Source organism: Streptomyces sp. NPDC051243 (genome assembly GCF_044455405.1).
Lineage (GTDB): Bacteria > Actinomycetota > Actinomycetes > Streptomycetales > Streptomycetaceae > Streptomyces.
The window spans coordinates 375,680-402,573 of sequence record NZ_JBITES010000006.1 but is presented as its reverse complement, the minus strand read 5'-3'; the positions used below and the strand labels follow the sequence as shown (position 1 = coordinate 402,573).

The 26,894-nt window shown below is 69.6% G+C and carries 20 protein-coding genes and 4 pseudogenes; 8 read left to right on the top strand and 16 right to left on the bottom strand.

Annotation, left to right across the window (positions count from 1 at the left end; translation table 11 throughout):
- Positions 1-99: 99 nt before the first annotated feature.
- The 4 genes and pseudogenes from ACIBAG_RS18080 to ACIBAG_RS18065 form a co-directional block, all read left to right on the top strand.
- The gene (locus tag ACIBAG_RS18080; RefSeq protein WP_399106096.1) at positions 100-669 is read left to right on the top strand and encodes a SigE family RNA polymerase sigma factor; all 570 of its coding nucleotides are present in this window, start codon (positions 100-102) and stop codon (positions 667-669) included.
- Entirely contained in the window at positions 666-1,517 is an 852-nt protein-coding gene (locus tag ACIBAG_RS18075; RefSeq protein WP_399106094.1) for a hypothetical protein, read from the top strand. Before ACIBAG_RS18080 ends, ACIBAG_RS18075 begins: the two co-directional genes overlap by 4 nt.
- 84 nt (positions 1,518-1,601) lie before the next feature.
- Positions 1,602-2,336, top strand: a pseudogene (locus ACIBAG_RS18070) (pectate lyase); the annotation flags it as partial.
- 96 nt (positions 2,337-2,432) lie between these two features.
- Positions 2,433-2,696 (top strand): annotated as a pseudogene (locus ACIBAG_RS18065) (polysaccharide lyase family protein); the annotation flags it as partial.
- 97 nt (positions 2,697-2,793) lie between these two features.
- Here the strand turns inward: ACIBAG_RS18065 and ACIBAG_RS18060 are convergent.
- A complete protein-coding gene (locus ACIBAG_RS18060) occupies positions 2,794-3,948 on the bottom strand; it encodes a right-handed parallel beta-helix repeat-containing protein (RefSeq protein ID WP_399106092.1) in 1,155 nt (384 codons plus the stop codon).
- Between the two features lie 235 nt (positions 3,949-4,183).
- Between ACIBAG_RS18060 and ACIBAG_RS18055 the strand changes: the two are divergent.
- From ACIBAG_RS18055 to ACIBAG_RS18040, 4 genes and pseudogenes are all read left to right on the top strand, one after another.
- Positions 4,184-6,378: pseudogene (locus ACIBAG_RS18055) on the top strand (family 43 glycosylhydrolase).
- Positions 6,379-6,642: 264 nt separating this feature from the next.
- On the top strand, positions 6,643-7,041 hold the full coding sequence (locus ACIBAG_RS18050) for a hypothetical protein (RefSeq protein ID WP_399106090.1): 399 nt from the start codon (positions 6,643-6,645) through the stop codon (positions 7,039-7,041).
- A gap of 165 nt (positions 7,042-7,206) precedes the next feature.
- The gene (locus ACIBAG_RS18045; RefSeq protein ID WP_399106088.1) at positions 7,207-7,827 is read left to right on the top strand and encodes an ABC transporter ATP-binding protein; all 621 of its coding nucleotides are present in this window, start codon (positions 7,207-7,209) and stop codon (positions 7,825-7,827) included.
- Positions 7,824-10,073: an ABC transporter permease gene (locus ACIBAG_RS18040; RefSeq protein ID WP_399106086.1), complete on the top strand. Its 2,250-nt coding sequence runs from the start codon at positions 7,824-7,826 to the stop codon at positions 10,071-10,073. Before ACIBAG_RS18045 ends, ACIBAG_RS18040 begins: the two co-directional genes overlap by 4 nt.
- An 87-nt stretch (positions 10,074-10,160) precedes the next feature.
- Here the strand turns inward: ACIBAG_RS18040 and ACIBAG_RS18035 are convergent, their stop codons facing one another.
- The 15 genes and pseudogenes from ACIBAG_RS18035 to araD form a co-directional block, all read right to left on the bottom strand.
- A complete protein-coding gene (locus ACIBAG_RS18035) occupies positions 10,161-11,273 on the bottom strand; it encodes a pectate lyase (RefSeq protein ID WP_399106084.1) in 1,113 nt (370 codons plus the stop codon).
- A 39-nt stretch (positions 11,274-11,312) separates the two neighbouring features.
- On the bottom strand, positions 11,313-12,485 hold the full coding sequence (locus ACIBAG_RS18030; protein WP_399106082.1) for a dienelactone hydrolase family protein: 1,173 nt from the start codon (positions 12,483-12,485) through the stop codon (positions 11,313-11,315).
- A gap of 32 nt (positions 12,486-12,517) precedes the next feature.
- A complete protein-coding gene (locus ACIBAG_RS18025) occupies positions 12,518-13,552 on the bottom strand; it encodes a pectinesterase family protein (protein WP_399106080.1) in 1,035 nt (344 codons plus the stop codon).
- A gap of 1 nt (position 13,553) precedes the next feature.
- Entirely contained in the window at positions 13,554-14,690 is a 1,137-nt protein-coding gene (locus ACIBAG_RS18020) for a pectinesterase family protein (protein ID WP_399106078.1), read from the bottom strand.
- 88 nt (positions 14,691-14,778) lie between these two features.
- Positions 14,779-16,092: a polysaccharide lyase family 1 protein gene (locus tag ACIBAG_RS18015; RefSeq protein ID WP_399106076.1), complete on the bottom strand. Its 1,314-nt coding sequence runs from the start codon at positions 16,090-16,092 to the stop codon at positions 14,779-14,781.
- A gap of 41 nt (positions 16,093-16,133) precedes the next feature.
- Positions 16,134-16,931, bottom strand: coding sequence for a rhamnogalacturonan acetylesterase (locus ACIBAG_RS18010; RefSeq protein WP_399106074.1), 798 nt, complete (start codon positions 16,929-16,931; stop codon positions 16,134-16,136).
- 108 nt (positions 16,932-17,039) lie between these two features.
- On the bottom strand, positions 17,040-18,383 hold the full coding sequence (locus tag ACIBAG_RS18005) for an ABC transporter substrate-binding protein (protein ID WP_399106072.1): 1,344 nt from the start codon (positions 18,381-18,383) through the stop codon (positions 17,040-17,042).
- A gap of 49 nt (positions 18,384-18,432) precedes the next feature.
- On the bottom strand, positions 18,433-18,663 hold the full coding sequence (locus tag ACIBAG_RS18000) for a hypothetical protein (RefSeq protein ID WP_399106070.1): 231 nt from the start codon (positions 18,661-18,663) through the stop codon (positions 18,433-18,435).
- Between the two features lie 161 nt (positions 18,664-18,824).
- Positions 18,825-19,847 (bottom strand): annotated as a pseudogene (locus ACIBAG_RS17995) (pectinesterase family protein); the annotation flags it as partial.
- The gene (locus ACIBAG_RS17990) at positions 19,844-20,725 is read right to left on the bottom strand and encodes a PmoA family protein (RefSeq protein WP_399106068.1); all 882 of its coding nucleotides are present in this window, start codon (positions 20,723-20,725) and stop codon (positions 19,844-19,846) included. The gene ACIBAG_RS17990 and the pseudogene ACIBAG_RS17995, both read right to left, overlap by 4 nt.
- On the bottom strand, positions 20,725-21,879 hold the full coding sequence (locus tag ACIBAG_RS17985; RefSeq protein ID WP_399106066.1) for a Gfo/Idh/MocA family protein: 1,155 nt from the start codon (positions 21,877-21,879) through the stop codon (positions 20,725-20,727). The genes ACIBAG_RS17990 and ACIBAG_RS17985 overlap by 1 nt, the downstream gene beginning before the upstream one ends.
- Positions 21,876-23,129 carry a pectate lyase gene (locus tag ACIBAG_RS17980; RefSeq protein ID WP_399106064.1) on the bottom strand — a complete coding sequence of 418 codons (1,254 nt, stop codon included), beginning with the start codon at positions 23,127-23,129 and terminating at the stop codon, positions 21,876-21,878. The genes ACIBAG_RS17985 and ACIBAG_RS17980 overlap by 4 nt, the downstream gene beginning before the upstream one ends.
- Entirely contained in the window at positions 23,126-24,022 is an 897-nt protein-coding gene (locus ACIBAG_RS17975; RefSeq protein ID WP_399106062.1) for a carbohydrate ABC transporter permease, read from the bottom strand. Before ACIBAG_RS17975 ends, ACIBAG_RS17980 begins: the two co-directional genes overlap by 4 nt.
- Positions 24,019-24,954, bottom strand: a complete 936-nt coding sequence (locus ACIBAG_RS17970; RefSeq protein WP_399106060.1) for a carbohydrate ABC transporter permease — start codon at positions 24,952-24,954, stop codon at positions 24,019-24,021. The genes ACIBAG_RS17975 and ACIBAG_RS17970 overlap by 4 nt, the downstream gene beginning before the upstream one ends.
- A 207-nt stretch (positions 24,955-25,161) precedes the next feature.
- Positions 25,162-26,892, bottom strand: a complete 1,731-nt coding sequence (gene araD, locus ACIBAG_RS17965; RefSeq protein ID WP_399106336.1) for an L-arabinonate dehydratase — start codon at positions 26,890-26,892, stop codon at positions 25,162-25,164.
- Positions 26,893-26,894: the final 2 nt, after the last annotated feature.

Below are 26,894 nucleotides of genomic sequence, written 5' to 3'. Positions count from 1 at the left end.
CACGCAATCGATCACTGCTACGCTTCCGGCTCTCGACCGGATGATCTCCGGACGATCACACGTCATCCACATGCCACTCACAGGCAGGAGAGGTAGCCCGTGGGCACAGTCGTCGACGACGCCGCCTCCGTGGAGTTCCATGCCTTCTTCGAGCGCCACTACGCCGAACTGTCACGCCTGGCCCATCTGCTGACAGGTGAGGCGGACGCCGCCGACGATCTGGCGGCGGACGCGCTGCTGGCGCTGTGGCACCGCTGGGACCGGGTGCGCGCGGCCGACCATCCGGTGGCGTACGCACGCGGGGTCGTGGCCAACCTGGCGCGCACCAGGATCCGCGGCGCCGTCCGGGAGCGGCGGCGTATCGCGCTGTTCTGGTCGCAGCGCGAGGAGAAGACCGAGAACCCGGATGTGGCGGGGGTCGTCGACGTCCAGGAGGCATTGCGTAGACTTCCGTTCCGCAAACGCGCCTGTGTGGTGCTGCGGCACGCCTTCGACCTCTCCGAGAAGGACACCGCGCTCGCCCTCGGCGTCTCGGTCGGTACGGTGAAGAGCCAGACCTCGAAGGGGATGGCCGAACTGCAACGGCTGCTCGGGGCGCAGGGCGCTCCGCCCAAGGTGCACGCGGCGGCGATGGCCCGCACCGGGAACACCGGAGGAAGGAACCGATGATGCAGCGGGACGTGCACGACGAACTGCGCGCCCGGCTGCACGAGGCGGCCGAGGCGCACGAGCCCAACCGTGAGCGGATCCTGGCCCGGATCGAGCGCGGCATGGCCGCACAGACCCGTCCCGGCCACCGGGCGACCCGTCCGCCGGTGTACGGCTGGTTCCGCGTCGTGACCGCGACGGCCGCGGTCGCCGGTGTCCTCGCGGTCGGCGGGTACGCGGTGGCGTCCGCCGTGAAGGAGGACACCCCGCAGCAGTCGGTGGCCACGTCGCCGACGCCCACCCCGTCGCCGGACGCGACGAGCCGCGCCCCGGTCCCGCCCGCCCCGCCGGGCGACCCGACGCCCAAGGACACCCCGGAGTCCCGCGAGACGACCGGGACACCGCAGCCGACCGCCCCGGCACAGCCGCCCGCCGCCCAGGGCGAGAAGGACGGCCCCCTGTCGTCGGACGGCTCCGTGGACCCGAACAGCAATGAGTTCTGGGCGCAGAGCGATCTGACCCTCAGGACGAGCGAGCAACTCACCGCGCTCACCGTGCAGTTGAAGGTCGCCCAGACCGGCGGGGTCACCTCCACCGGCGCCTGGCGCGCACTGCCCGAGGACGACTTCACGCTGACGGTCGGCGAGCAGGACGGTTTCCTCGTCTACACCTGGGTGCTCAAGGAGGGCCGTACGGTCCCGAAGGGCGAGTGGGTGTTCGCGGGGCAGTACAACCATGCGCGCGGCAGCCGGGACGCCAAGGACGACAGCTATGCGATGACGGCCACCGCGGGCGGCGAGCAGGTATCCGTGGCGGGCGGTTTCGCGTCGCAGGACGGTGCCGGCTCGACGTCCGGCGGGGACTCGTAAAAAAACCTCCCGGACCGGCAACCTTTTCCTCACGCGTGGCGACCAGGAGACGCACGGATCCCCCTCCACGCAAGGAACCGGGTCATGACAGCTCAGTCCGAACAGCGCGTCCGTCACCGCCGCAAGGTCACCAAGCGGCGGGCGGTGGTCGCCGGGATCTGCGCGCTCGGCATCACCGGCGCGGCGCCGCGCCGGGCCGGCCGTCACCACACGTCGCTACTGCCCTCGGCCGGCGCGGCCGCTTCCTGGCCATTGGCGAACGGCAGCAACGCGGTGTCGTCGACCATCAAGGTGTCGGGCACCTACGACGGCAAGCTGACGAAGTTCTACGGCTCCGGCGCCCTCGGCGGCAGCGGCCTGGAGGAGGGCCAGGACCCCGTCTTCCAGCTGGCCGACGGCGCGGTCCTGAAGAACGTGATCATCGGCACCCCGGCCGCGGACGGCGTCCACTGCCTGGGTTCGTGCACCCTGCAGAACGTGTGGTGGCTGGACGTGGGCGAGGACGCGGCCACCTTCAAGGGCAAGTCGTCGTCGGCCGTGTACACGGTCTACGGCGGCGGCGCGAAGAACGCCGACGACAAGGTCCTCCAGTTCAACGGAGCGGGCAAGCTGGTGGTGACCAAGTTCCAGATCGAGAGCTTCGGCAAGCTGGTGCGCAGTTGCGGCGACTGCTCCACGCAGTACAAGCGCACGATCATCGTCAACGACGTGGACGTCACCGCGCCCGGCAAGTCGATCGTCGGCATCAACTCCGACTACGGCGGCACGGCCGCCCTGCGCAAGATCCGCATCCACGGCGACAGCGCCAAGAACGTTCAAGCACTTCCCCCGGGACGCCTCCGTCGCGGGCGGTACCGGGCTCCTCTGCTCGGCTTCCGCCGCGACCTTCGGCCATCAGGACGACGGCGAGAACCGTTCCTCAACGGCCGTCCGCGCATCACCGTGAACGACTGGGTTTCGGCCGTCCCCACGGCCCCCTCCCAGCCCTCGACCCGCTCCCTCACCACAGGTTCGTACCGGGGGAACAACCACATGTTCACCTTCAACGTCCCTAATAGTGCGTGGAAGACGGACACGACCCAGTACAACGTCCTGAAGATCGACATCGTCAGTGGTTCGACCGGCTCGGCCTACCTCAGTCCGGGAACGTCGTTCGACTGCATCGACCTGCCGGCCTGAGCCCCCCTCGGCCGGCAGCGCCGACCAGAGCCCCCCTCGGTCGGCGACAGGAACGCCCCGCCAGTGACGACTGGCGGGGCGTTTCCCTTCCCGGCGCTCAGTTCATCGTCGAGCCGATGGTGGCCGAACCCGTGGTGAGGAAGGTGGTGGCCGGCAGTGAGCCGTCCGCCTCGCGGGCACCGTACGCCGTCGTGGCGTCCGTCGACCTGAAGGACGGGGTGGAGACGCCGCGGTCCCAGTTGTTCGCGGCGGAGACCGCCGACGACCCCAGCTTGGCCAGGTCCTTCTTGTTGCTCACGGCGAGGTTGCGGGCGAGCTTCGCCTTACCGGTGGCGAAGTAGAACCCCGACTCGGCGTTGGAGTAAGCCGTGTTGCGGTACATGACGACGGCACCGGTGTTGGAGTTCTCGGTGAAGCCGTGCAGGGTGTTGTCCCAGGCGGCGTTGTTCTGCACCTTGTGCGCCACGGACGCCCCGCCGCCGCCCAGCTTGAATCCGTTGCCGTTGCCTTCGAAGGCGGAGTCGCTCCACCGGTTCCTGCCGTTGCCGAAGGCCCAGGAGTTCTTGACGGTGACGGGCGTCGAGAACTGCCAGAGGTCGATGCCGTCGTCCGAATTGTTGTAGAGGCGCGCTCCGTCCACGACGTTGCCGGTGCCCGAGCCGAACTTGATGGCGATCCCGTCGGCGTTCTGCCCGTGCCCGGCCGGATCGTAGTTGCCGTAACTGTCCAGGTTCTGCACGAGGTTCCCGGTCGTGCCGTCGCCGCGCAGGGTGAAGCCGGAGTCGCCGTTGTCGGCGGTGACCAGGTTCTTGAAGACGCCGCCCACCGACGACGTGGCGACGAAGCCCTGGGCCGGGGAGTTGACGAAGATGAGGTCCCGCACGGTCCAGTAGTCGCCGTAGATCCCGGCGAGCCAGGAGCCGTCGGGCAGCTTGGAGCCGTCGATCCTGACCTTCTCGCCGCCGTACGCCCGCAGCGTGATCCGCGCCGAACTCGTACCGTTCGCCGTGGACTTGAGAGTGGCGGTCGGCTGGTAGGTGCCGCCGCGCACCAGGATGGTCGTACCGGCGACGGCATTCCTGACAGCCGACTCCAGCTGAGCGGTGCCGGCCACGGTGACCGTCGTCGAGGCGGCTTCGGCGCCGCCGTCGGAGAGGCCGAGGTAGACGCCGCCCGCTCCGGAGGCGACGGCGATCGCCGCGGCGATGGAGAGGGTGCGGGTCCTGCGGTGACGGCCGGTGCTCAGACGCACGGGGCGTTCCTTTCCTCGGGAATGGGGGGCGAAGCGGGCCGGAGGGGCCGCCCCGGCCCGCTTCTGACATCCGGTCGCCGCCATGGCCGCGAAGGTTGCCGCGCCTCGCCGAAAACAAGCGAAACTTTCGTCTGCCCTCATCGCGTTCTCACCGATTGACGTGCTGTTTCCCGCTGGTGACACTCCCAAGGCGCACACCATCCAACAGGAACCCCCACACTCACACAGGACGGACATGCGCCCACGAATCCTCCTCGTCGCCTGTCTCTCGCTGCTCCTCGCCCTCCTGACCACCCCGCCCAGCACCGCGAACTCCGGAGCACCACCCGTGAAACAGCCCAAGTACGCCGGCTACCTGTTCGCCTACTTCACCGGCGAGGGCACCGCCGACGGCGAGCAGATCCGCTACGCCCTCAGCCGTGGCAACGACCCGCTGCACTGGCGCGAACTGAACGCCGGGAAGCCGGTGCTCACCTCCACGATCGGCGAGAAGGGCCTGCGCGACCCGTTCGTGATCCGCTCCCCCGAGGGCGACAGGTTCTACATGATCGCCACGGATCTGCGGATGTATCAGAACAGCAGTGGCAGCTGGGACCAGGTCCAGCGGCACGGCAGCAAGTCGATCATGGTGTGGGAGTCCACCGACCTGGTCCACTGGACCGACCAGCGCCTGGTGAAGGTCTCTCCCGACAACGCGGGCAACACCTGGGCGCCGGAGGCCTACTGGGACGCCGGCCTCGGTGAGTACGTCGTCTTCTGGGCGTCCAAGCTCTACGCGGCTGACGACCCCGACCACACCGGATCGACGTACAACAAGATGCTGTACGCGACCACGAAGGACTTCCGCACCTTCAGCGAGCCGAAGGTCTGGAACGATCCGGGCTACTCGGTCATCGACTCGACGGTCGTCGCGCACAAGGGCACGTACTACCGCTACACCAAGGACGAGCGGGACCCGAGCTCCTCCAGCCCCTGCTCGAAGTTCATCACCGCGGAGCGACGAGCCTGACCGACACGTCGTACGACTTCGTGGCCGACTGCATCGGCAGCGGTGCGCTGAGCCGTGGTGAGGGCCCGACGGTGTTCAAGTCGAACACCGAGGAGAAGTGGTACCTGTTCATCGACGAGTACGGGGGCCGCGGCTATGTCCCCTTCGAGACGACCGACCTGGACTCGGGCAAGTGGGCCCCGTCCACCGACTACCAGCTCCCGGCAAGCCCCCGGCACGGCACGGTGATCCCGGTGACGCAGGCCGAGTACGACCGGCTGCTCGCCGCGTACCCCGCGAGCCCGACCTCGGTCGTGGACGCGACGGCCAAGGGCCAGAAGGGGTACGCGATCGTCACCGAGAGCGCCTCGAAGGTCGTCCTGCCGATGCGGCCGGACACCGATCTCGCCCGCCTGGCCCCGCGGTTGTGGGTCGGTGAGGGTGCGACGGTCACCCCGCCCTCCGGCACCCGGCGCGACTTCCGCAGGCCGCAGACGTACACCGTGACCGCGGCGGACGGCACGCAGCGCACCTGGACGGTGGAGGCGGTGCGGACCGGAAGTCCCGTCCTGCCCGGCCTCAACGCCGACCCGGACGTGCACTACCTGAACGGCGAGTACTGGATCTACCCGACGACCGACGGCTTCCAGGGCTGGAGCGGGACCAGGTTCAAGGCGTACTCGTCGAAGGACCTGGTCCACTGGAAGGACCACGGCGTCATCCTGGACCTGGGCCCCGACGTGTCCTGGGCGGACAAGTACGCCTGGGCGCCGGCGATCGCCGAGCGCGACGGCAGGTACTACTTCTACTTCTGCGCCGAGCAGCAGATCGGCGTGGCGGTGGCGGACTCACCGGCGGGCCCGTTCAAGGACGCGCTGGGCAAGCCGCTGGTGGCGAAGGGCGGTTCACTGCCCGGCCAGATGATCGACCCGGCCGTGTTCACGGACGACGACGGGACGTCGTATCTCTACTGGGGCAACGGGCACGGGTACGTCGTCCCGCTGAACGACGACATGGTGTCGTACGACACGTCGAAGGTGCGGGACATCACGCCGGACAACTTCCGTGAGGGCTCGTTCGTGATCAAGCGGAAGGGCACGTACTACTTCATGTGGTCCGAGGACGACACCCGCAGCGAGAACTACCACGTGGCGTACGCGACCGGCCCGTCCCCGCTCGGCCCGTGGACCAAGCGCGGCACGATCCTGCACAAGCGCCCCGAGTACGGCATCCTCGGCACCGGCCATCACTCGGTGGTCAACGCCCCCGGCACGGACGACTGGTACATCGTCTACCACCGCTTCGCCCTGAACGGCCCCGGGAGGCCGGGCGGTGACGGTATGCACCGGGAGACGACCGTCGACCGCATGACGTTCGCGGCCGACGGCACGATCGAGGCGGTGGTGCCGACGCTGGAGGGGATCAGGCCGGTGCGGGGGTGAGCCTCCGGGCGCGCGGCGCTGATGGAGAATCCGGGCTTCGGGTTCCGTTCCGTTCGGGGGGTGTCTGTGAATGATGTGCATGGCACTCGCAAATGATCGCCCCGAGCGCGTCACCTTGATCAAATACCCAATCCCCTTCCAGCCATGGCGTGTTAACGTTCCCAGCGCCCGATGATCAAGGTTGTCGTCGGGAAAACGGGAGGAAAACAAGTGAATCGAAAGCTGGCTGTCAGTGTGCTCGCGACCGGGCTCTTTCTGACTGGCATGGGGACGGCGTTCGCAGGCGCGGACGGGGGAAGCAGCGAGTTCCAGGCGCGCGCCGCCTGGAAGGACATTCCCAAGCTCACGAGCGGAGGGGTGGAGTTCTACAAGGGGCAGTACAAGTGGGAGCCCGCGCACACGAACCACGGCGCCTTCCACTGGAAGGGCAACCTCAAGGACGCCAGCCCCAACGACGGGCACAACGTCTACATGCAGGTCAAGGTCGAGGGCTACGACTGGAACCGCTTCGACGGCAAGCAGAAGAAGACCGTCTGGCTGGACAAGCTGGTCTGGGACGGCGCCGCGCTGCACACCGATGAGGCCTGGATACGGGCCTGTCGTGACCGGGGCTCGCTGCGTCCGGACAACTGCTCGGTGACCAAGCACTACAAGCGGCCGTAAGTCAGACTGACGGATCAATCCGTCAGTCACAGCACACCCTTGGGCCCCGGACTGACCGCCGGGGCCCTCCGGCTCCCGGGGGACACGATCAGTACCAGTACGTCAGACACGTCACACATCCTCTCCGCGAGCGGAGTCGACTTCTCGTACGGCTCCACACCGGCCGTGCGCGACGCCCGTCTCGCTCTCGCGCCGGGCGAGGTCGCGGCGATCACCGGGGCGAGCGGATCCGGCAAGTCCTCGCTGCTCTACTGCCTGGCGGGAGTGCTTCCTCCGTCCCGAGGCCGGATCAGTTTCGAGGGGCGGGTCTACGCCGACCTGGACGACGAGGAGATCAGCGCCCTGCGCCGGGAGCGCTTCGGATTCGTCTTCCAGTACGGCGAGTTGCTGCCCGAGCTGACCATCGAGGAGAACACCGCCCTGCCGCTGCGCCTAGCCGGTCAGCGCAAGCGGCCCGCGCTCAAGGCCGCCGCCGAGGTGCTCGACCGGCTGGGGATCGCCGATCTGCGTGAGCGGCGGCCGTCCCAGGTGTCCGGCGGGCAGAACCAGCGCGTCGCCGTCGCCCGGGCCCTGGTGCACAAGCCTGCTGTCGTGTTCGCGGACGAACCGACCGGCGCCCTCGACAGTGCCAACGCCGGTACCGTTCTGAGGGAGTTCCTGGACCTGGCCCGCTCGCAGGGCACCGCCGTGCTCCTGGTCACCCACGATCAGACGGTGGCCGCGCAGGCCGACAGCCGCTACACGATGGCCGACGGAATGCTCGCCCCGGTGGGAGCTGCGGAATGAGGGAGTTTCTGCTCGGACTGCGGCTGCTGTTCGGCTCCGGTCGGGGCAACCGCGTCCGCTTTTTGCTGATGACCCTGGGCGGGTCGCTCGGCGTGTGCTGTCTCGCGCTCGTCCTCACCATCCCGGCGATCCTCGACGCCCACGACGGCCGGGCCGCCGCCCGCGAGCCCGAGCTGCTCCGGGGCAATCGATCCGGTCAGCCCACGCTTGTCCTCGAACGCTCCGACGCGCACGGTTCGAAGATGTTCGGCCGTGTCTTCCTCGCCACCGGCACCACGGACACGCCGAAGCCGCCCCCGGGCCTGAGCAGGCTCCCCGAGCCGGGCGAGGTGTACGTCTCCCCCGCGCTGCACGACCAGCTCCGGCGCGAGCCCGGCCTCAAGGGGCTGCTGCCGGGCAAGGAGAAGGGTCTGATCGGGCCGGCGGGTCTGACCGACCCCAACGAGCTGTACGCCTACATCGGCACCACACGCGACCACATCGGGGCCGAGGGCCGCGCCCTGAAGAGCTTCGGATCCCCTTACCCACCCACCACGGCGGTCGAACCCTCGACCCTCGACATCCTCCGCTTCACCCTGGCCACCCTCGTCCTTCTGCCCCTCGGCGTCTTCCTGTCGGTGTGTGCCAAACTGTCGGCCGCCAGCCGCAACCGCCGGCTCGCGGCCCTGCGCCTACTCGGCGTGAGCGCGAAAGGCACCCAGCGGGTCAATGCCGCCGAGACGGTGGTCGCCGCGCTGCTCGGCGCACTGCTCGGGCTGGGCGAGTTCGCGCTGCTCAACCGGATCATGTCCTCGACAGGGCTGCCCGGACTGAAGTGGTATCCGGGCGACGGCGCGCTCTCCGGCAACACGATCGCCATCTGCCTGCTCGGCTGCCCGGCGCTGGCATGGTTCGTCGGGCGCATGAGCGCCCGCGCCGCGGCCACCGATCCGCTGAGCACGCGCCGTTCCGCGGCACCTCGCGCACCCCGCGTGTGGACGATCCTCGTGCTCGTCGCGGGCCTGGGTCTCGTCATCGGTTACAGCTCCACCGGGCTCACCGCCCACCCTGCCCAGAGCCAGGGGATACACGCCGTCCTGGTGGTGGCGGGGGCGCTGCTGACCGGCCTCGGCCTCGTCCTCACGCTGCCTCTGCTGTCGTACGCCCTGGCCAAGCGGCTCGCCCGATCCGGCAACCTCGCCCTCAACCTGGCCATGCGCCGCAACGAGGTCGAGCCCGGCAGCGCGATGCGTGTGGTCACCGGCCTGGTCCTGCTGGTGTTCTCCGCGTCCCTCGCCCAGGGCGTTCTGGTCGAGTTGAGCCAGGTGTCCCGCAACACCGCGCCCGCGCAGCAGTACAGCCTCTCGCTGGACCGGCTCACGCAGGAGCAGCAACGGCGACTGCGTGGGATTCCCGGCGTCGAGGCGAGCGCCGTCGTCATGGACGACGTCAATGCCGACAGCGACATCGCCAGCGCCCTGATCGCCACCTGCGCGGAGGTGGCCAAGATGGTGCAGGAGTCCAAGGGCTGTGTCGACGGCAAGGCGATGCGCCTGGTGAACGTGGACGGGGCCCCGGTCTCCGCGAGTGAGACCAGCTATGTCGTGCGCAAGGACGGCAAGCGCACCACCTTCCGTGTTCCCGGGCCGAAGGACACGGTGCTGTATGTGTCCAGCACCGTGACAGGTCTCGGCGGCGACATCCTGATCCCGCCCTCGGCACTCCCCACCGGTGCCACTCCCATGGGTGCCTACCTGGTCCTCTCCTCCAGCTCCGACTCGTCGACCGTGCGCAGCGTCCTCGACCGGATCGGCGCCATCGCTCCCACCTCGGAGGTCGATCTGCAGGGCGTGAATGTCGAGGCACTCCAGCAGATCACCGTCATCGAGACACTGCTGTTCCTGGGCATGGTGATGGGTCTGGTCATCGGCGTCGCCGCCTTCCTCGTCTCCGTCACCGACCGGGCCGTCGAACGCCGCGCCCAGGTCACCGCCCTCGCCCTCATCGGCGCCCGGCCGCGCACCCTGCGGGCCGTGCAGTGTCTCCAGGTGGTCCTGCCGCTCACCATCGGACTCGTCCTGGCCCTGGTCTGCGGAAAGCTCGCGGAGTCCGCCTACCTGGTCACCGGTGGCGGCGCGGTCTTCTGGGACGGCGCGGGCGTGCCGCCGCTGCTGGCGGCCACAGTCGGCGTCCTCGCCATAGCGATCGTCGGCACCCTCCCCCTGGTCGGCCGCCGCATCGACCCCGAACTGATCCGCCGGGACTGACGGGACGTACACGACCGCCCACGAAGGCGGGCCGGAGGACGCGGTCCTCCGGCCCGCTTCGGTCTTCACAGGACATCACACGTCAGGTCAGTCCATTGTCGCCCCGATGGTCGTGCTGCCCGTCGTCAGGAAGGTCGTCGCCGGCAGAGTGCCGCTGGAGCTGCGGGCGTTGTACGTACTCGACGCATCCGTCGACCGGAACGCCGGGGTCGCGATCCCGGAGTCCCAGTTGTTGCCGGCCGAGACCACCGAGGAGCCCTTGTTCACCGGACCGCTGCCGTTGCTCACGGCGAGGTTCTTGCCGAGGCGGGCCGCTCCGGTGGCGAAGTAGTAGCCCCACTTGGCGTTGGCGTAGGCGGTGGTGCGGTTGATGACGATGGCGCCCTTGTTGCTGTTCTCGGTGAATCCGTTGCCCGCGTTGTCCCAGGCGGCGGAGTTGTTGACGACGTGCGCCACGGTCTCCCCGTCGCCGCCCAGCTTGTAGCCGTTGCCGTCGCCCGCGAAGGCCGAGTCGGACCAGCGGTTCTTGCCGTTGCCGAAGGCCCAGGTGTGCTCGACGGTGACGGGCGAGGAGAACGACCAGAAGTCCAGACCGTCGTCCGAGTTGTTGTAGAGGCGGGCCCCGGTGATGAGGTTGCCCGTGCCGGAGCCGTACTTCACGGCGATGCCGTCGGCGTTCTCGCCGTGGTTGGCGGGGTCGTAGTGGCCGTAGGAGTCGATGTTGCGGACCATGTTGTTGACGGTGCCGTCGCCGGTGAGCGTGAAGCCGGAGTCGCCGCCGTTGATGGTCTTGATGTTGTTCCAGACCGTCCCGGTGCAGGACTGGCAGACGACCGCGCTGTCCGGGGAGTTCTGGAAGGTGATGCCGGAGACGTTCCAGTAGTCGGCGGTCAGCTTGAAGATCCAGTCGCCGTCGGGGAGCGACGAACCGTCGATCTTCACCGTCTCCGAGCCGTACGCCGTGAGCGTGACCGGCGACGACGAGGTGCCGTTGGCCGTGGACTGCAGGGTGGCCGTCGGGTAGTAGGTGCCGCCGCGGACCTGGATGACGGTGCCGGCGGTGGCGCTCGACAGAGCGCTGGACAGTTCTGCCAAGGTGTCGACCACGACCGTCGCGGCCTGGGCCTGGGTGGGAAGTACGGCGAGCCCGGAGCCCAGGGTGAGGGCGGCCAGGGCGGCGAGGGCGGTACGACGAGACATGGAGAGCGGTTCCTCTCTCGTGCGGGGTGGGGGGACGGTTCACCGGACGGGGTCGAGCAGGACCGTGTCGAGCCAGTCGAAGACCTCGTCCTGCATGGGTGCGGTGAAGACATGGCCGAGGTCGGGCCAGGTCCGCAGCCGCAGCCGCTCCTCGGCGCGGCGGGACCGCCAGACGGCGCGCAGCTTGTCGTAGGCCACGCGGACGCCGTCGGCGGGGAACAGCGGATCGAGGCCGCCGCCCAGGAAGAGCATCGGCCTGGGGGCGGCGATGCTCGCCACGTCGGGGAAGTCGAGATGCCGGGCGAGCCCGGGGTGGAGCATGTAGTACGACGACTGCCCGCGCAGCGTGTTGTTGCCGGGCACCATCATTTCCTTCAGGCCGGTCATCCAGCCGACGCTCACCGCGGCGGCGACGTGGTCGCTGAGCGCGGCCGTCTGCCAGGCGCGGTAGGCACCCATGGAGAACCCGACGGCCGCGACCCGGCGCGCGTCCACGCGGTCGAGACCGGCGAGGAAGGCGGCGGACCGGGCGTCCTCCCTGGCCATGAGCCCGGCGAGGGAGGAGCCGAGGTTGTAGAAGTTGGAGGCGAGGGCCTGCTGCTGGTCGTAGGCGAGCGGACCGCGGTCGGCCCAGCCGAGGGCGTCCGCGCAGAGGACGACATAGCCGCGCCGGGCCAGTTCGTCGCCGACGAAGCGCCCGCTGAAGTACTTGTCCGCCCAGGCCTGCGCGGAGGCGAGCCGTGTGTCGTCGTACCAGGGGCGGACCAGCTTCTCCTTCCCGATGTCGAACCTGGCGCCGTGGTCGTGGAGCAGCAGTACGGCGGGGAAGGGGCCGGTGCCGTGCGGGGTGAGCAGGACGCAGCGGACGCGTTCGTAGGGGGTGAGGGAGAGGGTGACCGACGCGCGGTCGTATCCGTCGCCTCGGGGCCCGTCCGCGATCTCGGGATCGTACGGCGTCCCGTCCGGCCGTGGCACGAGGAGGTGCTCCTCGACCTTGGCGCGGGCGGCCCGGCGCCAGGCGCCGAAGTCGCGGATCGGGGAGCGTCCCCAGGCGAGCGGGAAGGTGAGCGCGTCCTTGAGGGCGGGGTGGAAGTCGGGCAGCGGCCCGTCGGCCACGGCCGCCTCCGCCCCGCTCACCGCTCCTCCGGCCAGCAGCGCCGCCCCGGCACCGACCACGAAGGCCCGGCGTCCCACCGCTTCATGGCCGCTCATACTGCCTCCCGGTGCCGGGGAGGGCGGCCACCCTACGCATACGGCCGCCAGTCCCCGAGATACGCCCTCGGCGTGTGGAACCGCGCCTGGGCGGGGGCGAGTTGAGGCCGGTTCTCCGGGACCGTGACCATCGCACCCGGTCCGCTGTTGCGGTACTCGGCGAACCGCATGGTCTGCCACGGGTACTGCTCCCGCATGTTGGTGTACGGCGCCACCGCGTCGATCCCCGGCCCGATCCGGGTGTCCCGCACGACGAGGGACGGCCAGGCCGTCGTCTCGTACGACGGCACCCAGGGCCGGGCCAGCTTGTACGCCCCGTCCTCGGCGCCGGAGGTGATACGGCAGCGGACGGCGAGGATGCCGTACGGGTTGGCGCGGGCGGTGGACGGGGCGAAGACCATGCCCTTGGGGGTGAAGTCCACGTCCCGGCGCAGCGTGCGGAAGTGGCAGTCCTCGAAGACGGCCGTGGCCCGCCCGAAGACGAAGTCGACGTCGCCCTCGACGTAGCAGTGGTGGAAGTACTGCCGGTCGAAGGCGTCGAGCGCGGTCGTGTCGACGAAGAGTGTGTCCTGGTGGGCGAGGAAGCGCACGTTCCCGAAGGACGACCGGTCGCCGGTGACGTACGCCGCCACCGCCTGCGTGCCGGTGATGTCGGGGTGGTCGGCGCGCAGCCAGTCGTTGGCGAGGGTCAGGTCGCGGACGGTCAGTCCCGGGGCGGCGGAGGTGAAGGTGGCGGAACCGGCGGTGCCGTGGATGCCGGAGCCGTCGGGTTTGGGGGTGCCGTTGGCGTTGTCGTACACGATGACGGCGTCGCGCGGGTCGCGGGTGGCGCCGCGCAGCGTCAACTCGGCTCTGCCCGCCGGGACTTTCACCACCTCGCGATAGGCGCCCGGATGCACGACGATCGTCCAGCCGGGCCCGTCCACCGCGTCCACGGCCGCCTGCACGGAGTCGCCGGGCCGGACGTGCAGCACCCGACGGGCGTCACCGGCGAAGGCGGGCGACCCGGCCGCGACGAGTCCCCCGGCGATCCCCGCCATCCCTGTCAGCAGAGTCCGCCTGCGCATCTCAGCGCCCCTCCTTCCAGGGCGCCCAGTCCCCGAGGTAGGCCTCACGAGTCGCCGACTCGGCTTGCGCGGCGCTGAGTTGGGGGCGGTTCTCCGGGGCGGTGATCTCCGCTCCCGGCCCGGTGTTGCGGTACTCGGCGAACCGCTGCTCCTGCCAGGGGAAGGACGCCGACATGTTGGTGTAGGGCGCGACCGCGTCGATGCCGGGGCCGAGGTGGGTGTCGCGGACGGTGAGCGACGGGCGGGCGGTGGGATCGGAGCTGGGCACCCACGGGCGGGCCAGCTTGTAGTAGGCGTCCGGGGCCTCGCTGGTGACGCGGCTCCTGGTCACCAGGTAGCCGCGCGGGTTGGCGCCCGCCGTCGAGGGGGCGAAGACGAAGCCGTACGGGGCCGAGGCCAGGTCGGTCCGGGTCAGGGTGCGGAAGTGGCAGTGCTCGTAGACGGCCGTGCCCCGCCCGAAGACGAAGTCGACGTCGCCCTCCACGTAGCAGTGCGAGAAGTACTGGCGGGCGAAGACGCCGAGGGCCATGGAGTCGGCGTACAGGGTGTCCTGGTGGCCGAGGAACCGGCAGTGGTGGAACGCGGACCGGTCGCCCTGCACCTTGATGGCGACGGCCTGGGTGCCGCTCATGCCGGGGTGGTCGGCGCGCAGCCAGTCGTTGGCGAAGGTGATGTGGCGGGCGCTGAAGCCGTCGGCCTGCAGGAGGGTGGTGGCGGAGCCGGTGGTGCCGTAGGTGCCGCCGCCGGGCTTGGGGGTGCCGGCCGCGTTGTCGTAGACGATGACGACCTCGCGCGGGTCGTCGCCCGCGCCGAGCCAGGTCATCCCCGTACGGGTCACGTCGACGGAGACCGTCTCGCGGTACGTCCCCGGCGCGATGACCAGCGTCCAGCCGCTGCCGGACGCGGCGGTCACGGCGGCCTGGACGGTGGTGAAGTCGCCCTGGCCGGACGGGTCGACGTAGAGGGTCCGCGGGGTGAGGCGCGCGGCCGGTGATCCGTACCGGCCGAAGGGGCAGGGGGCGTGGCCGGCGGCCCGTGCGGGGGCCGGCGCGAGGGCGAGCGCGGTGCCGAGGGCGGCGCTCGCGGTGAGGAATCCCCTTCTGGTCAGGGGCAGTCGGAAGTGGGGCGAGGAGGGCATGCGGGTGCTCCTTCGCAGGGCGGCGCGTGCTGGGGGTTGCCGGGGAGGGGCGGCCGAACCTGGTGCGCGCCCCTCCCCCGCCGGGGCGTCAGCGCAGGCGGCCGGCGCCGGCGCAGTTGTCGACGATCCCGGGGACCGCCCTGGGGTTGTCGACCTTCGTGCGCAGCGTCGGGGCCCAGCCGGCGCCGGACTGGAGGGTCTCCGACGGGATCTCGGCGTTGTGGACGGCGATGAGATCGGTCAGCTTGCCGTTGACGTAGTTGTTCTCGGCGGTCAGCGGCGACTCGTTCCACTTCTTCAGCACCTTGCCGACGCCGGTGCCCTCCGGCAGCGAGATGGCGTTGTCGCTGGCGTACAGCTGCGAGGAGATGCCGACACCGAAGATGTAGTAGTCGTTTTTCTGTTCCTCGTTCACCACGTAGTGGTTGTTGTAGACGTCGACCTGTCCGAACCGCACACGCGGGGAGCGCTGGAGGATCCCCTCGAAGCGGTTGTGGTGCATGGTGACCTTGAGCTTGCCGGCGTCGATGGCGGCGAGGCCGTCGCCGTTGCCGATCAGCATGTTCTTGTCGTGGTTCTCGAAGGAGTTCCAGGACACGGTCACGTAGTTGGAGCCGCGCACGATGTCGGTGAGCCCGTCGTGCTGCTGGAAGACCTTGCCGAAGTAGACCGGCCGCTCGCTGTCGGGGAAGCGCCCGTCGGTGAGCGTGTTGTGGTCGATCCACACATGGTCGCTGCCGTAGACGACCACGGTGTCGTACTCGGAGTTCCAGTTGCCGGTCTTGTTGTCGTCGGTCGGGTCCCACTTGGGGAAGCAGTCGAGCGGGGCCTCGATGGTGAGGTTGCGCAGGATGACGTTCGAGACGCCCTTGATCTGCAGGCTGCCGCCGAGGATGCCGGAGTTCCTGCCGACGCCGACGATGGTGGTGTTGCTGGGGATGTCGGCCTTGATCTGCGTGTCCTGCTTGGCGGCGGACGCGACCCGGGCGTCCTCCTGCGGGCCCTTGGCGACTTCGTCGTTGCCGTAGACGGCCGGGTCGTAGTCCTTCAGGTACTGCTGGAGGTCGTAGCCGTCGGTCACGAAGGCCTCGCAGCCCTGGGAGACGGCGTCGATCATGCCCTCGACCTTGATGATCTTCGGCGCGTCACCGCCCGCCTTCAGCGCGGCCTTGAACTCGGCCCAGGTGGTGACGGTGTAGACGTGCTCGGCGTCGGCGGCCGAACCACCGGTCGTCCCGGCCCCTTCCGAGCCCCAGCCGTCCCCCGCGCCGAGGACCTGACGGCCGAGGTCACGGGGCCCGGCCTGCGCTCCGGTGCCGGTCAGCCCGAGGCCGAGCGCGGTGCAGCCGATCAGAACAGCGACCCTCTTTATGGCATGCCCATGCCATGTCTGTGTGTTCATTGTGCGGCTCTCTCTTCTGCGATCCGGGGGTTGGTCGAGCGTTACGCGGCGGGGGCCGCCGGCCAGGTGATCCAGGACTCCGGGATCTCCTCGTCGAGCCGGCGCACGTCCCGCGGGCCGAGCACCCGCGTACGCAACAGCTCCCGCGCCACAAGACGGGCCACGGCGATCGCGCCGGGCGGGTTGAAGTGCGTGTTGTCCTGCTCGGTGGCGGTCCAGTTGAAGTACTTCTTCGTCACCTCGACCCCGAGCCGCTGCCACAGCGCGAGCGACAGCGCCTGGAGATCGAGCAACGCCACGCGCTCCTCCTCGGCGAGCGCGCGCATCGCCGCCGGATAGTCGCCGTGGGTCGGCACGGCGTTGCCGCCCGCGTCGAACCGGCGACGCTCGACGGCGGTGGCCAGCACGGGCCGCGCACCCCGGGCCCGCGCCCCGTCGATGTACAGCCGCAGATAGTCCTGGTACGTCGTCCAGGGCTCGGTGTACCGGGCGGGGTCGGCGACCTTCTGGTCGTTGTGCGCGAACTGGATGAGCAGGAAGTCGCCGGGCCGAATGGCCTGGAGGATGGCGTCCAGCCGACCTTCGTCGACAAAGCTCTTGGAACTGCGCCCGTTCACGGCGTGATGGGAGACGAGCAGGTCCTTGCGCAGAAAGAAGGGGATCGCCATGCCCCACCCGGTCTCGGGAGCGGCGGGGGCGTATTTCTGGGCGGCGGTGGAGTCGCCGGCGATGTAGAGAGTGCGGTGGCGCTGCGCTGCCTGAGCGGTACCGGTGACCGCGAGGGCGAGAGGAACGGCGGCAACGGCCGCCAAACTGACCTGTCTGCGGCTAAGGGACACAAGGGTGCCTTTCAACAGGGGGAAGCGAAGCTCCCTCAGGGGCGCGGGGAACTGCGCGACCAGCCACAACAAACCCGCAGCCGGCCGCGCACAGAACCAACCGAGCTCTCAGCCGTTCCTTTCCGTCCACTCGGCCTGAGCCTCATTCAGCTGCTCGGCCATCGTGTCCAGGAATTCCTTCGCGCTCATGTCCCCGTTCAGCACCTTCTGGAAGTTCGGCTCGTTGTCGGCCTTGGAGATGGTGTTCCAGTCAGGCAGGTAGTACGGCAGCTGCACGATCGTCGTAGAACCGTCAGTCAACGCCGCGGCAGCCAACTTCGTCGGCTCGGCCTCGGAGATCCACGCGTCCTTCGCGGCGTCATTGTTCGAAGGGACCTGCCCCGCCGCCTCGTTGAACTTCGAGTTCTCCGCGTGCGAGGTCGCGAACTCGATGAACTTCCAGGCGGCCTCCTTGTTCTTTGAGCTCTTGAAGAGCCCGATCCCGTCAACGGGGTTGGAGACCTGAACGCGCTTCCCGTCGGCCTGCGTCGGCTGCGGAATTCCCCGGAACTTGTCCGTGCCCAGCGCCTTCACATGGTCCTGGTACGACCCCAGGTTGTGGTTCAGCATCCCGATCGTGCCGGAATCCCACTGGGCGACCATCTTGGTGAAGTCGTTGTTGAGGTCGGCCGCCGGAGTGACCTTCTTGTAGAGCGCGGCGTACTTCTCCAGGGCGGCCACGTTCTTCGGGTCGTTGACCGTGGTCTTGTCACCGTTCCAGAAGGACGCGATCCCGGACTGCCCGTACATCGCGTCCAGCGCCTGGGCGATGGACCCGGCACCACCACGAATGGTGTACCCGAACTCGTTCTTCTTGGCGTCGGTGAGCTTCTCCGCGGCCTCGTAGAACTTGTCCCAGGTCGTCGGCTCGTCCAGCCCGGCCTTCTCGAACAGGTCGGTGCGGTAGTACAGCACACCGTTGTTCGCGGAGGTCGGCACCGAGTACAGCTTGCCGTCCCCACCGCCCGCGGCCTTCAGCGAGGTCACCATGTCCTCGTTGAGCTTGCCGTTCAGGGACGACTTGGCGAGCCGGTCGTCCAGCGGCTCCAGCGCGTTCTGCGCGGCGAACCCGGCGAGCATCGCCGCGCCGACGCCGCCGACGTCCGGCAGGCCGCCGCCCTGGATGGCGGTGTCCACCTTGGACTGGTAGTCGGTGGACGGGATCCCGACGTACTCGACCTTGATGTCCGGGTTCGCCTTCTCGAAGTCGGCGATGATCTCCTTCCAGATGTCGGTGCGGACACCGCCGTTGTTGTCCCAGAAGACGATCTTTCCCGTGCCGCTGCCCTCGGCGCCCTTGTCCCCGCCCGCGCTGCTCCCGTCGTCACCGCAGGCGGTGGCGGTCAGGGCGAGGACGGACCCGAGGGCAATGGCGGTGGCAGCGCGCCTGCTTCTACGGATGCTGATCTTCATTGGTCGGCTCTCTTCGTTCTGGATCCAGCGGAGATGTGAAGTTGCGGGGTCAGTGGTGGTGGGCGTACGGCTGCCGGCCGTCGGCGCCCCGGAGGTAGTCGGCGACGGTGTGGGACCGCGCCTCGTCATCGCTCGGCTGCGGCCGGTCCGCGGTCACGGCGGCGCCCGGCCCGAAGTTCCGGTACTCCGTGAACCGCGCGTCCTTCCACGAGAACCCGCTCATGTCGGTCCACGGCGAGGACTTGATCGCGGCGGGCACCTCGGTGTTCCTGATCAGCACCGGCGACCGGCGCCGTCCCCATCGAAGCCGAGTCAGCGATGACCGGAGCCTCGTTCCAGCAACGGGGTCAGGCCAACAGCGTGTCCTGGTTGCACGCACCCGCTGTCCATGAGGGCGCCTCATCGGGACGCCCTCATGGACAGCGCCCGTTCAACGGGCTCGTGCGCGGCCTCGTCGAAGTCGTTGCCGAACGTGAGGTGGCGGGCGGCGACGTCGTTCGCGGCGATCCGGACGGTCGCGCTCCCCGTCGAACCGCCGGACGCGGCGGGCGTGTCGAAGACGATGACGGTGTCCGACCGGTCCCATCCAGTCCCCTTTAGCACGATGTTCGGCTTGTTCGCGGGGATGAACACCTTCTCGCGGTACGTCCCGGGCGCCACGGCGATCACGACCCGGCCGGCGTTCCCGGCCGGCACCGCGTCGACGGCGGCCTGCACACTCGTGTAGTCCCCGGGGACCCGCAGCGTCACCGAGCCACCGATCCGCTTCTGCGGCCCGGAGAACCGCTTCACGAGCGCGGGCACGGCCGCGGCCGGGTCCAGCCGGTAGTTGTAGAACTCCCGTGGGTCGAAGGCGGCGCCCCACTCGTCGGTACGCCCCGTCGTGTTCCGCAGGATCGACCCGCGCTCGACCAACTCGGCCGTCGCGTCGGCCTGGTAGGGGTGCTGGACCCCGTCGTAGTAGCTGTTCTCGATGACCATGCGCGTCCTGCCGCGCGACCAGTTCCCGTACGTCCGCGTCGGGTCCCCGTCGGCCACCTGCGCCGACAGGTAGTTGTTGTTCAGGTGCGCGTAGGCGCAGTTGTCGGCCGACGGGTTGCGCTGCTTGGTGCCCGTGAACCAGTTGTGGTCGACGGTGATCTGCGTCCGGAGGTTGGTCGTCCAGCCGATGCCCTGGTCGGGGTCGCCCCAGAAGATCCAGAAGCGGTCTTCGTGGTGGCGGAGGGAGGGGGCCCACACTCCGCAGTCGTGACGGGGCTGGGGGAACTCCTCGGCCGGTTCCAGCCGGTCCAGGGCGTGCCCGACCAGGGTCCGGTTGACCAGGTCGCGGGAGTGCAGCAGGGGCAGGCCCGGGAGGCGGCCGAAGCTGGAGGCGGTGAGGTAGAAGTCGTCGCCGACGCGGACGACGTCGGGGTCGGACCAGTCGGCGTTCAGGACGGGGTTGCGGTACACGTCGGCGGTCACGGGCTCACCGCCTTGCGGACCAGGGCCGCCACCTCGAGACGGGGCAGGCGTCCGTCGGCGACGACGGTGACGATGCGCCGTACGACGGTCTCGCCCGGCGCGACGGCCAGCCGCTCCTCGCAGGCCAGCGAGGACCCGACGCCCGGGTACTCCTCGGCACGCACGAACCACGGGTCCTGCCGGGTCCGGTCGGTGGCCCCGGCGAAGATCAGGGTCCAGGATCCCCCGCTCTCGGCTTCGCCCGAGCGGGGGGACCCCCATCCCGCGAGGGCGACCCAGTCGGCGCGGGTGCCGTGGATCGCCGCCTCGCCCTCGCGGTCGGCGGTGAAGACCCGCGGGGGTTCCTGCTCCTTGCGGGCCCGCCAGAAGAAGCCGCCGTACGCGGCGCCGGGGCGGCCGTTCGTCGCCGGGCTGCCGATCGACAGCGGGGCGGAGGTGACGTTGGTCAGGGAGAAGGTGAAGTCCAACGCCCAGGCGATGCCGGTGAGTTCGGTGGCGGCGACCGTACGGCGCTCGCGCAGCAGCTCGGCGCCCGCCGCCACCCAGCGCAGTTCCTCGACGAAGCCGTCGGGGTCGCGCAGCTGGAAGGCGGTGTGCCGCTGGGCGCCGTGGTTGTCCAGCTCGGTCGGGCCCTGGTCGCGGACGAAGGTGCGGCCGCCCCAGAAGTCGGACCCCTCGACGTCGGGAACGGCGACACCGACGCCGAGGTGGTGTATGTGGTCGGCCGGGCTGAGCTCGGTGACCGTCGTGCCGGCCAGGGTGGTGACGGGGTGCAGGTACGGGCGCGGGGAGAGCCGGGCCGGGAGTTCGGGCCGGGTGACGTACCGGCCGACCGGGCGGCCCGCGACGCGCAGCACCGCGGTGTCGTGGGGGGGCATCAGGTGCTCACCTCATTCGTTCGTGCCGGAGGAGCCCAGGGGGCGCCCAGCTCGGAGTAGAGGGCGAGGGTGTCGGCGGCGGCCGCGACCAGGCCGTCGATGCCGGGCACCACCCGGCGCTGCTCGTCGGGGAGGAAGTGCCAGGCGTCGGCGGGCAGCGGGGCCGGGTCGGGGGCCAGGCGGATCGCCTCGACGACCTTCATGAAGGCGCCGGTCTCGTCGGGTGTGACCAACAGGTCGGTGCCGTCGGTGAGGTGCTCGACGAGGTTCTCCAGCAGGTCGGTGCGGCCGTACTCGAACTCCTCCGGGCCGTGGTTCGCGCGCTGGAGCAGGACGCGGTCCTGCTTGTACCAGTAGGTGATCCGGCCGTGTTCGCCGTGGACGACGACGTACGGGTCGTCGGGGTCCTCGGCGCACAGGGTCGCGCCGACGACGACCGGGGTGCGGCTCGTGGTGACACGGACGCAGGAGGTGTCGTCGGACTCGATGTCGTTGGCGCGCAGCAGCTCGGTCTCGATGGCCGTGACGTCCTCGGCGCGGGTGGTGCCGCCGAGTGCCAGGGCGGTGGCGACGGCGTGCGCGAGCGGGTTGGTGAGCACCCCGTCGATCACGTCGACGCCGTTCAGCCTGCGCCGGCCCGCCCAGGGCGCCCGCCGGTAGTACGCCTCGGGACGTGCCCAGGCGCCGGCTCCGCCGATCCCGACGATCTCGCCGACCGCGCCCTCGGCCATCAGCGTCCGGATCGCCGGCACCGCGTGCGAGCCCAGCGACTGGAAGCCGATCTGGCAGGCGACGCCCGCCTCGGCGACCCCGTCGGCCATGCGCCGGAACTCGGCGTACGACGGGGCGGGCGGCTTCTCCAGCAGGATGTGCACGCCCTTGCGCGCGGCCGTCAGCGCCAGGTCGGTGTGGGTCGGGATCGGCGTGCAGATCACCGCGATCCGCGCGCCGGTGGAGTCGAGCAGGGCGCCGAAGTCGGCGGACTGTTCCGGCGCGCCCAGGCCCTCGGGGAGCTCCTGTGCGGTGAGCGGGGTCAGCTCGCAGATCCCCGCCAGCCGCACGATCCCCTTGTCCTGGAGCCGGCGGATGTTGTCGAGGTGCCAGCGGCCGTGGCCGCGCGCGCCGGCCAGCACGATGGGTACGGCAGTGCTCATGGGATCCTCCCTGCGCCCGCGCCACGGGCCACCGCTCGGGCGGCGGTCTCGGCGCTGTCGATCTTTGTGTGCAGGGTAGGTGTCCAGCCGACCTCGGCCGTGAGGTCGCGCTCGCTGCCGCAGTTGTAGGCGTTGTGGATCGCCGGCAGGTCGACCGGGAAGCCGTTGAAGAGGGCGCCCGACTGGTGCAGGGCGGTGCCGTTCCAGCTCTTGACCAGGTCGGCGACCTCTGTGTGGCCGGGGGTGTGGAAGGCGTTGTTCTCGGCGTGGATCGCCGCCTCGGTCGACACGCCGATGGAGTAGCGGTAGTCGTGGGCGTCGGCCGGGACGACGTACCGGTTGTTGTAGAGGTGCACCTGGCGGAAGCGGACGCGGGGCGCCCGCTGGACGACGGACTCGAACTCGTTGTGGTGCAGGGTGACGCGGAGCCTGCCCCGGTCGCCGGTGGCCGTGTCGCCGTTTCCGATGAGGATCGCCTTGTCGTGGTCGGCGAACCGGCTCCAGGAGACGGTGACCAGGTCGGAGGCGTTGGTGATGTCGAGCAGGCCGTCGCTGTTCTCCGGGGCTGCAGGAGGGCACGTTAGCTCGATCATGTGATCGTCAGCTTGTGGGCATGTCGTGAGCTGGGCCGATCGGAGTACGGTCGCCGTGCGATCTGGGACGCCGGGTGCGGTGCCAGCGTGCGGGGCCCCTGCTCCACCACAGAGATGGTTCAGGGCCTCCCCGTCGCCTCTGGCCGCATCCATATGGCCAGGTCGTGAGGGACTCAGCCCTTCCGGGACCGGACCACGGACAGGATCCGTGTCGCCGCCCGGAGGCGAAACCGGACGACCAGCACGCCCAAGACCGTTCGGGGCGTGCCAGTAGGCGCACTCACTCCCGCTCACTGTCCAGGAACGGTCGTAGGCGGCCAGGTACTTCTTCGTGCTGTAGCCGCCGGTGGCGTAGTCGGCGCAGCTCAGGCGGGCGCCGGTGGCGTCAGTGTTGGCGACGATCGCCCCGGCGATCCTGATGATCTCCGGAGCGGCGCTGCCCCCGTCGAGGGCGCGGACCAGTTCACTCCGGTTGCCTACGGTGAAGACGTGGGCGTCGTCGGCGGTGGAACCCCCCGTGGTACCACCGTCGGCCGCCGCCCAGCCGTCGTTCGCGGCGAGGGTGTCACGGCTGATGTCGCGGGCGTCGTCGGCGTGGGCGGGAACGCAGAGCAGTCCCAGCAGCGTGGTCACTGCGGCGATCTGACGGAGTCTCATCCCTTCACCGCCCCCGCGCTGAAGCCCGTGATCAGCCACTTCTGGATGAAGGCGAACACGATCACGACCGGTACCGCCGCGATGATGCCTCCGGCGGCAAGCGCGCCCAGGTCGACGCTGTCCGCGCCCATCAGGGTGTTGAGGCCGACCGGGATGGTCTGCTTCTCCTGGTTGTTGAGGAACATCAGGGCGAACAGGAAGTGGTTCCAGGAGTGCACGAAGGCGAAGGAGCCGACGGCGATCAGACCGGGCCGCAGCAGCGGCAGGACGACGATCCTGAAGGCCGTCATCCGGTTGCAGCCGTCGACCCAGGCCGCCTCCTCCAGGGAGTACGGCACGTTCTTGATGAAGTTGCTGATCAGGATCATCGACAGCGGCAACTGGAACACCGTCTCGGCGATGATGACGCTGCCCAGCGAGTTGATCATCTGGAGTTCGGCGAAGATCTCGAACAGCGGCACCAGGAGCAGCGCGCCCGGCACGAACTGGGAGCAGAGCAGGGCGAGCATGAACGCCCGCTTGATCTTGAAGTTGAAGCGCGCGAGGGCGTAGCCGCCGGCCAGGGCGACGAGGGTCGTCATCAGCAGGGTGACGACGCCGACGAGCACGCTGTTCTGGAAGTAGGTGCCGAAGGCCCGCTCCGTCCACACCTTCTCGAAGTGGTCGAAGGTCATCGGCCAGGGCACGAGGGAGGTCGAGCCGGCCGGGCGCAGGGAGAACAGCAGGATCCAGTAGAAGGGAATCAGGGTGAAGAGCAGGTAGATCGACAGGGGGAGGTAGATCTGCCAGCGCGGGACCTCGTCCCAGGCGCGGTGCTTCTTCGTCGGACGCGGCGGTTCGGGGGCGGCACGCACGGGGGCGGGTGCGGCCTTGGTGGCTTCCTTCACGCTCACTTGTCCTCACCTCCGAACTTGCTCAGGCGCAGATAGACCATCGAGCAGAAGAGCAGGATCACGAACGCGACCGTGGTCAGGGCGGACGCGTAGCCGAAGTTGTGCGCGTCGACGCTGGTGTTGGCGATGTAGAGCGGCAGGGTCGTGGTGACTCCCGCCGGTCCGCCGCCGGTCAGGGTGTACAGCAGGTCGACGTTGTTGAACTCCCACACCGCGCGCAGCAGCGTGGACAGGACGATGGCGTCCTTCAGATGGGGCAGCGTGATGTGCCAGAACTGCTTGAGCCGGCCGGCCCCGTCGACCTCGGCCGCCTCGTACAGGTCCTTCGAGACGGACTGGAGGTCGGCCAGGATGAGGATCGCGAAGAACGGCACCCCGCGCCACAGGTCGGCGACGATCGCCGCCGGGAACACGGTGGAGGTGTCCGACAGCCAGCTGGTGCCGTAGCTGCCGATGCCGACGTCGGCGAGGTAACGGGTGATGCCCGTCTGGGAGTTGTAGAGCAGCACCCAGATCGCCGAGGTCAGCACGCCCGAGACGGCCCACGGCGAGAACACGAGGGCTCGGCCGAGCGCCCGCCCCACGAAGGTCTGGTTGACGATCAGCGCGAGCGCGAGCCCGAACAGCAGCTGGAGCCCGACCTCGACGAACACCCACTTGGCACTGAAGACCAGGGTGTCCCAGAACAGCGGGTCCTCGGTGAAGGCGTGGACGAAGTTGTCGAAGCCCGTGAAGCCGTTCCGCCACGGCTTGGTGGGGTTGTACTCGTGCAGGCTGTAATAGAAGACGCTGAGGACCGGGTAGGCGATGAAGCCCAGCATGAGCAGGGCCGCCGGGGCGATCAGCAGATACGGGAGCCTGCGCGGCGTGGCGGAGGCACGGCGCCGCCGGGGTGGCGCGGGGGGTTTCGCCACGGCTGCGGCTTGGGCCATGACTGGTCTCCGTTCGTGTGCGTCGTGCGTGCAGCTTGCTTGTGTGTGGTGCAGGAAGCGCTTTCTCGTTGGGCGGAGGTCGCCCGTATCTCGCAATACGGGGTGCCTCTCGTGGTTGCGTGGCGGCTGCGGCTACGTTGTGGCTGGTCGCGCCCACGCGGCGGAGCCGCATATCGGTGCAGCCCCGCGCGCCTGAGGGTGTTGTCGTCAGCCTGCGTAGGGGTCTGGGGACTTGCCCGGGCGGGCCAGGAACTCGAAGTCGCAGCCGGTGTCGGCCTGGGTGATCTGGTCGTTGTAGAGGGCGCCGTAGCCGCGCTCGTAGCGGGCGGGCGGCGGCGTCCACTCGGCCCGGCGGCGTTCCAACTCCTCATCTTCTACGTTGAGTTCGAGCGTGCGCGCCTCGACGTCCAGAGTGATCAAGTCCCCGGTCCGCACGAGCGCCAGCGGTCCGCCGATGTACGACTCCGGCGCCACGTGCAGCACGCACGCGCCGTAACTCGTGCCGCTCATCCGGGCGTCGGAGATCCGCACCATGTCCCGTACGCCCTGCTTCAGCAGCTGGTCGGGCAGCGGCAGCATCCCGTACTCGGGCATGCCCGGACCGCCCTTGGGCCCGGCGTTGCGCAGCACCAGCACACTGTCGGCGGTGATGCCCAGCGACGGGTCGTTGATGGTCCGCTGCATCGTCCTGTAGTCGTCGAAGACGACAGCGCGACCGGTGTGCTTCAGCAGGTGCCGCTCGGCGGCGATGTGCTTGATGACGGCGCCGTCCGGGCAGAGGTTGCCGCGCAGCACGGCGACCCCGCCCTCGCTCGCGACCGGGTTGTCGCGGGGCCGGATGACGTCGTCGTTGTGCACCTGCGCGCCGTCGAGCTGCTCGCGCAGGGTGTCGTACGAGACGGTCGGCCGGTCCAGGTGGAGCAGGTCCGGGATCCGGGAGAGGAACCCGGGCAGGCCGCCGGCGAAGTGGAAGTCCTCCATGAGGTACGTCTGTCCGCCCGGCCGGACGTTGGCCAGCACCGGCACGGTCCGTGCGATGCGGTCGAAGTCGTCCAGCGTGAGCCGGACCCCGGACCGGCCGGCCATCGCGATCAGATGGATGACGGCGTTGGTGGAGCCGCCGAGACCGAGGACGGTGGTCACCGCGTCCTCGAAGGACTCCTGGGTGAGGATCTCGCTCAGCTTCCGGTCCTTGTGGACCAGTTCGACGATCGCCATGCCCGCCCTGGCGGCCATCCGGTCGTGCCCGGAGTCGACGGCCGGGATGCTGGAGGCACCGGGGACGGTCACCCCGAGAGCCTCCGCGGCGGCGGTCAGCGTGGACGCCGTACCCATGGTCATGCAGTGCCCCGGAGAGCGCGCGAGTCCGCTCTCCAGCTCGCTCATCTCGCAGTCGCCGATGAGGCCGGCGCGCTTGTCGTCCCAGTACTTCCACATGTCGGTGCCGGAGCCGAGGACCTCGCCCCGCCAGTGGCCGGGCAGCATGGGGCCGGCGGGCACGAAGACGGTGGGCAGGTCGACGGAGGCGGCGCCCATGAGGAGGGCGGGGGTCGACTTGTCGCAGCCGCCCATCAGCACGGCCCCGTCCACCGGGTACGAGCGCAGCAGCTCCTCGGTCTCCATCGCGAGCATGTTGCGGTAGAGCATCGGGGTCGGCTTCTGGAAGGTCTCGCTGAGCGTGGAGACCGGGAACTCGAGCGGGAAGCCCCCGGCCTGCCACACCCCGCGCTTCACGGCCTGAGCGCGATCTCTGAGATGGACATGACAGGGATTGATGTCGGACCAGGTGTTGAGGATCGCGACGACCGGCTTGCCGAGGTGCTCCTCGGGGAGGTAGCCGAGCTGGCGGGTGCGGGCGCGGTGACTGAAGGAGCGCAGCCCTTCGGTCCCGTACCACTGGTGGCTTCTGAGCTCCTCGGGGCGCTTCTTGTCGCTCATGT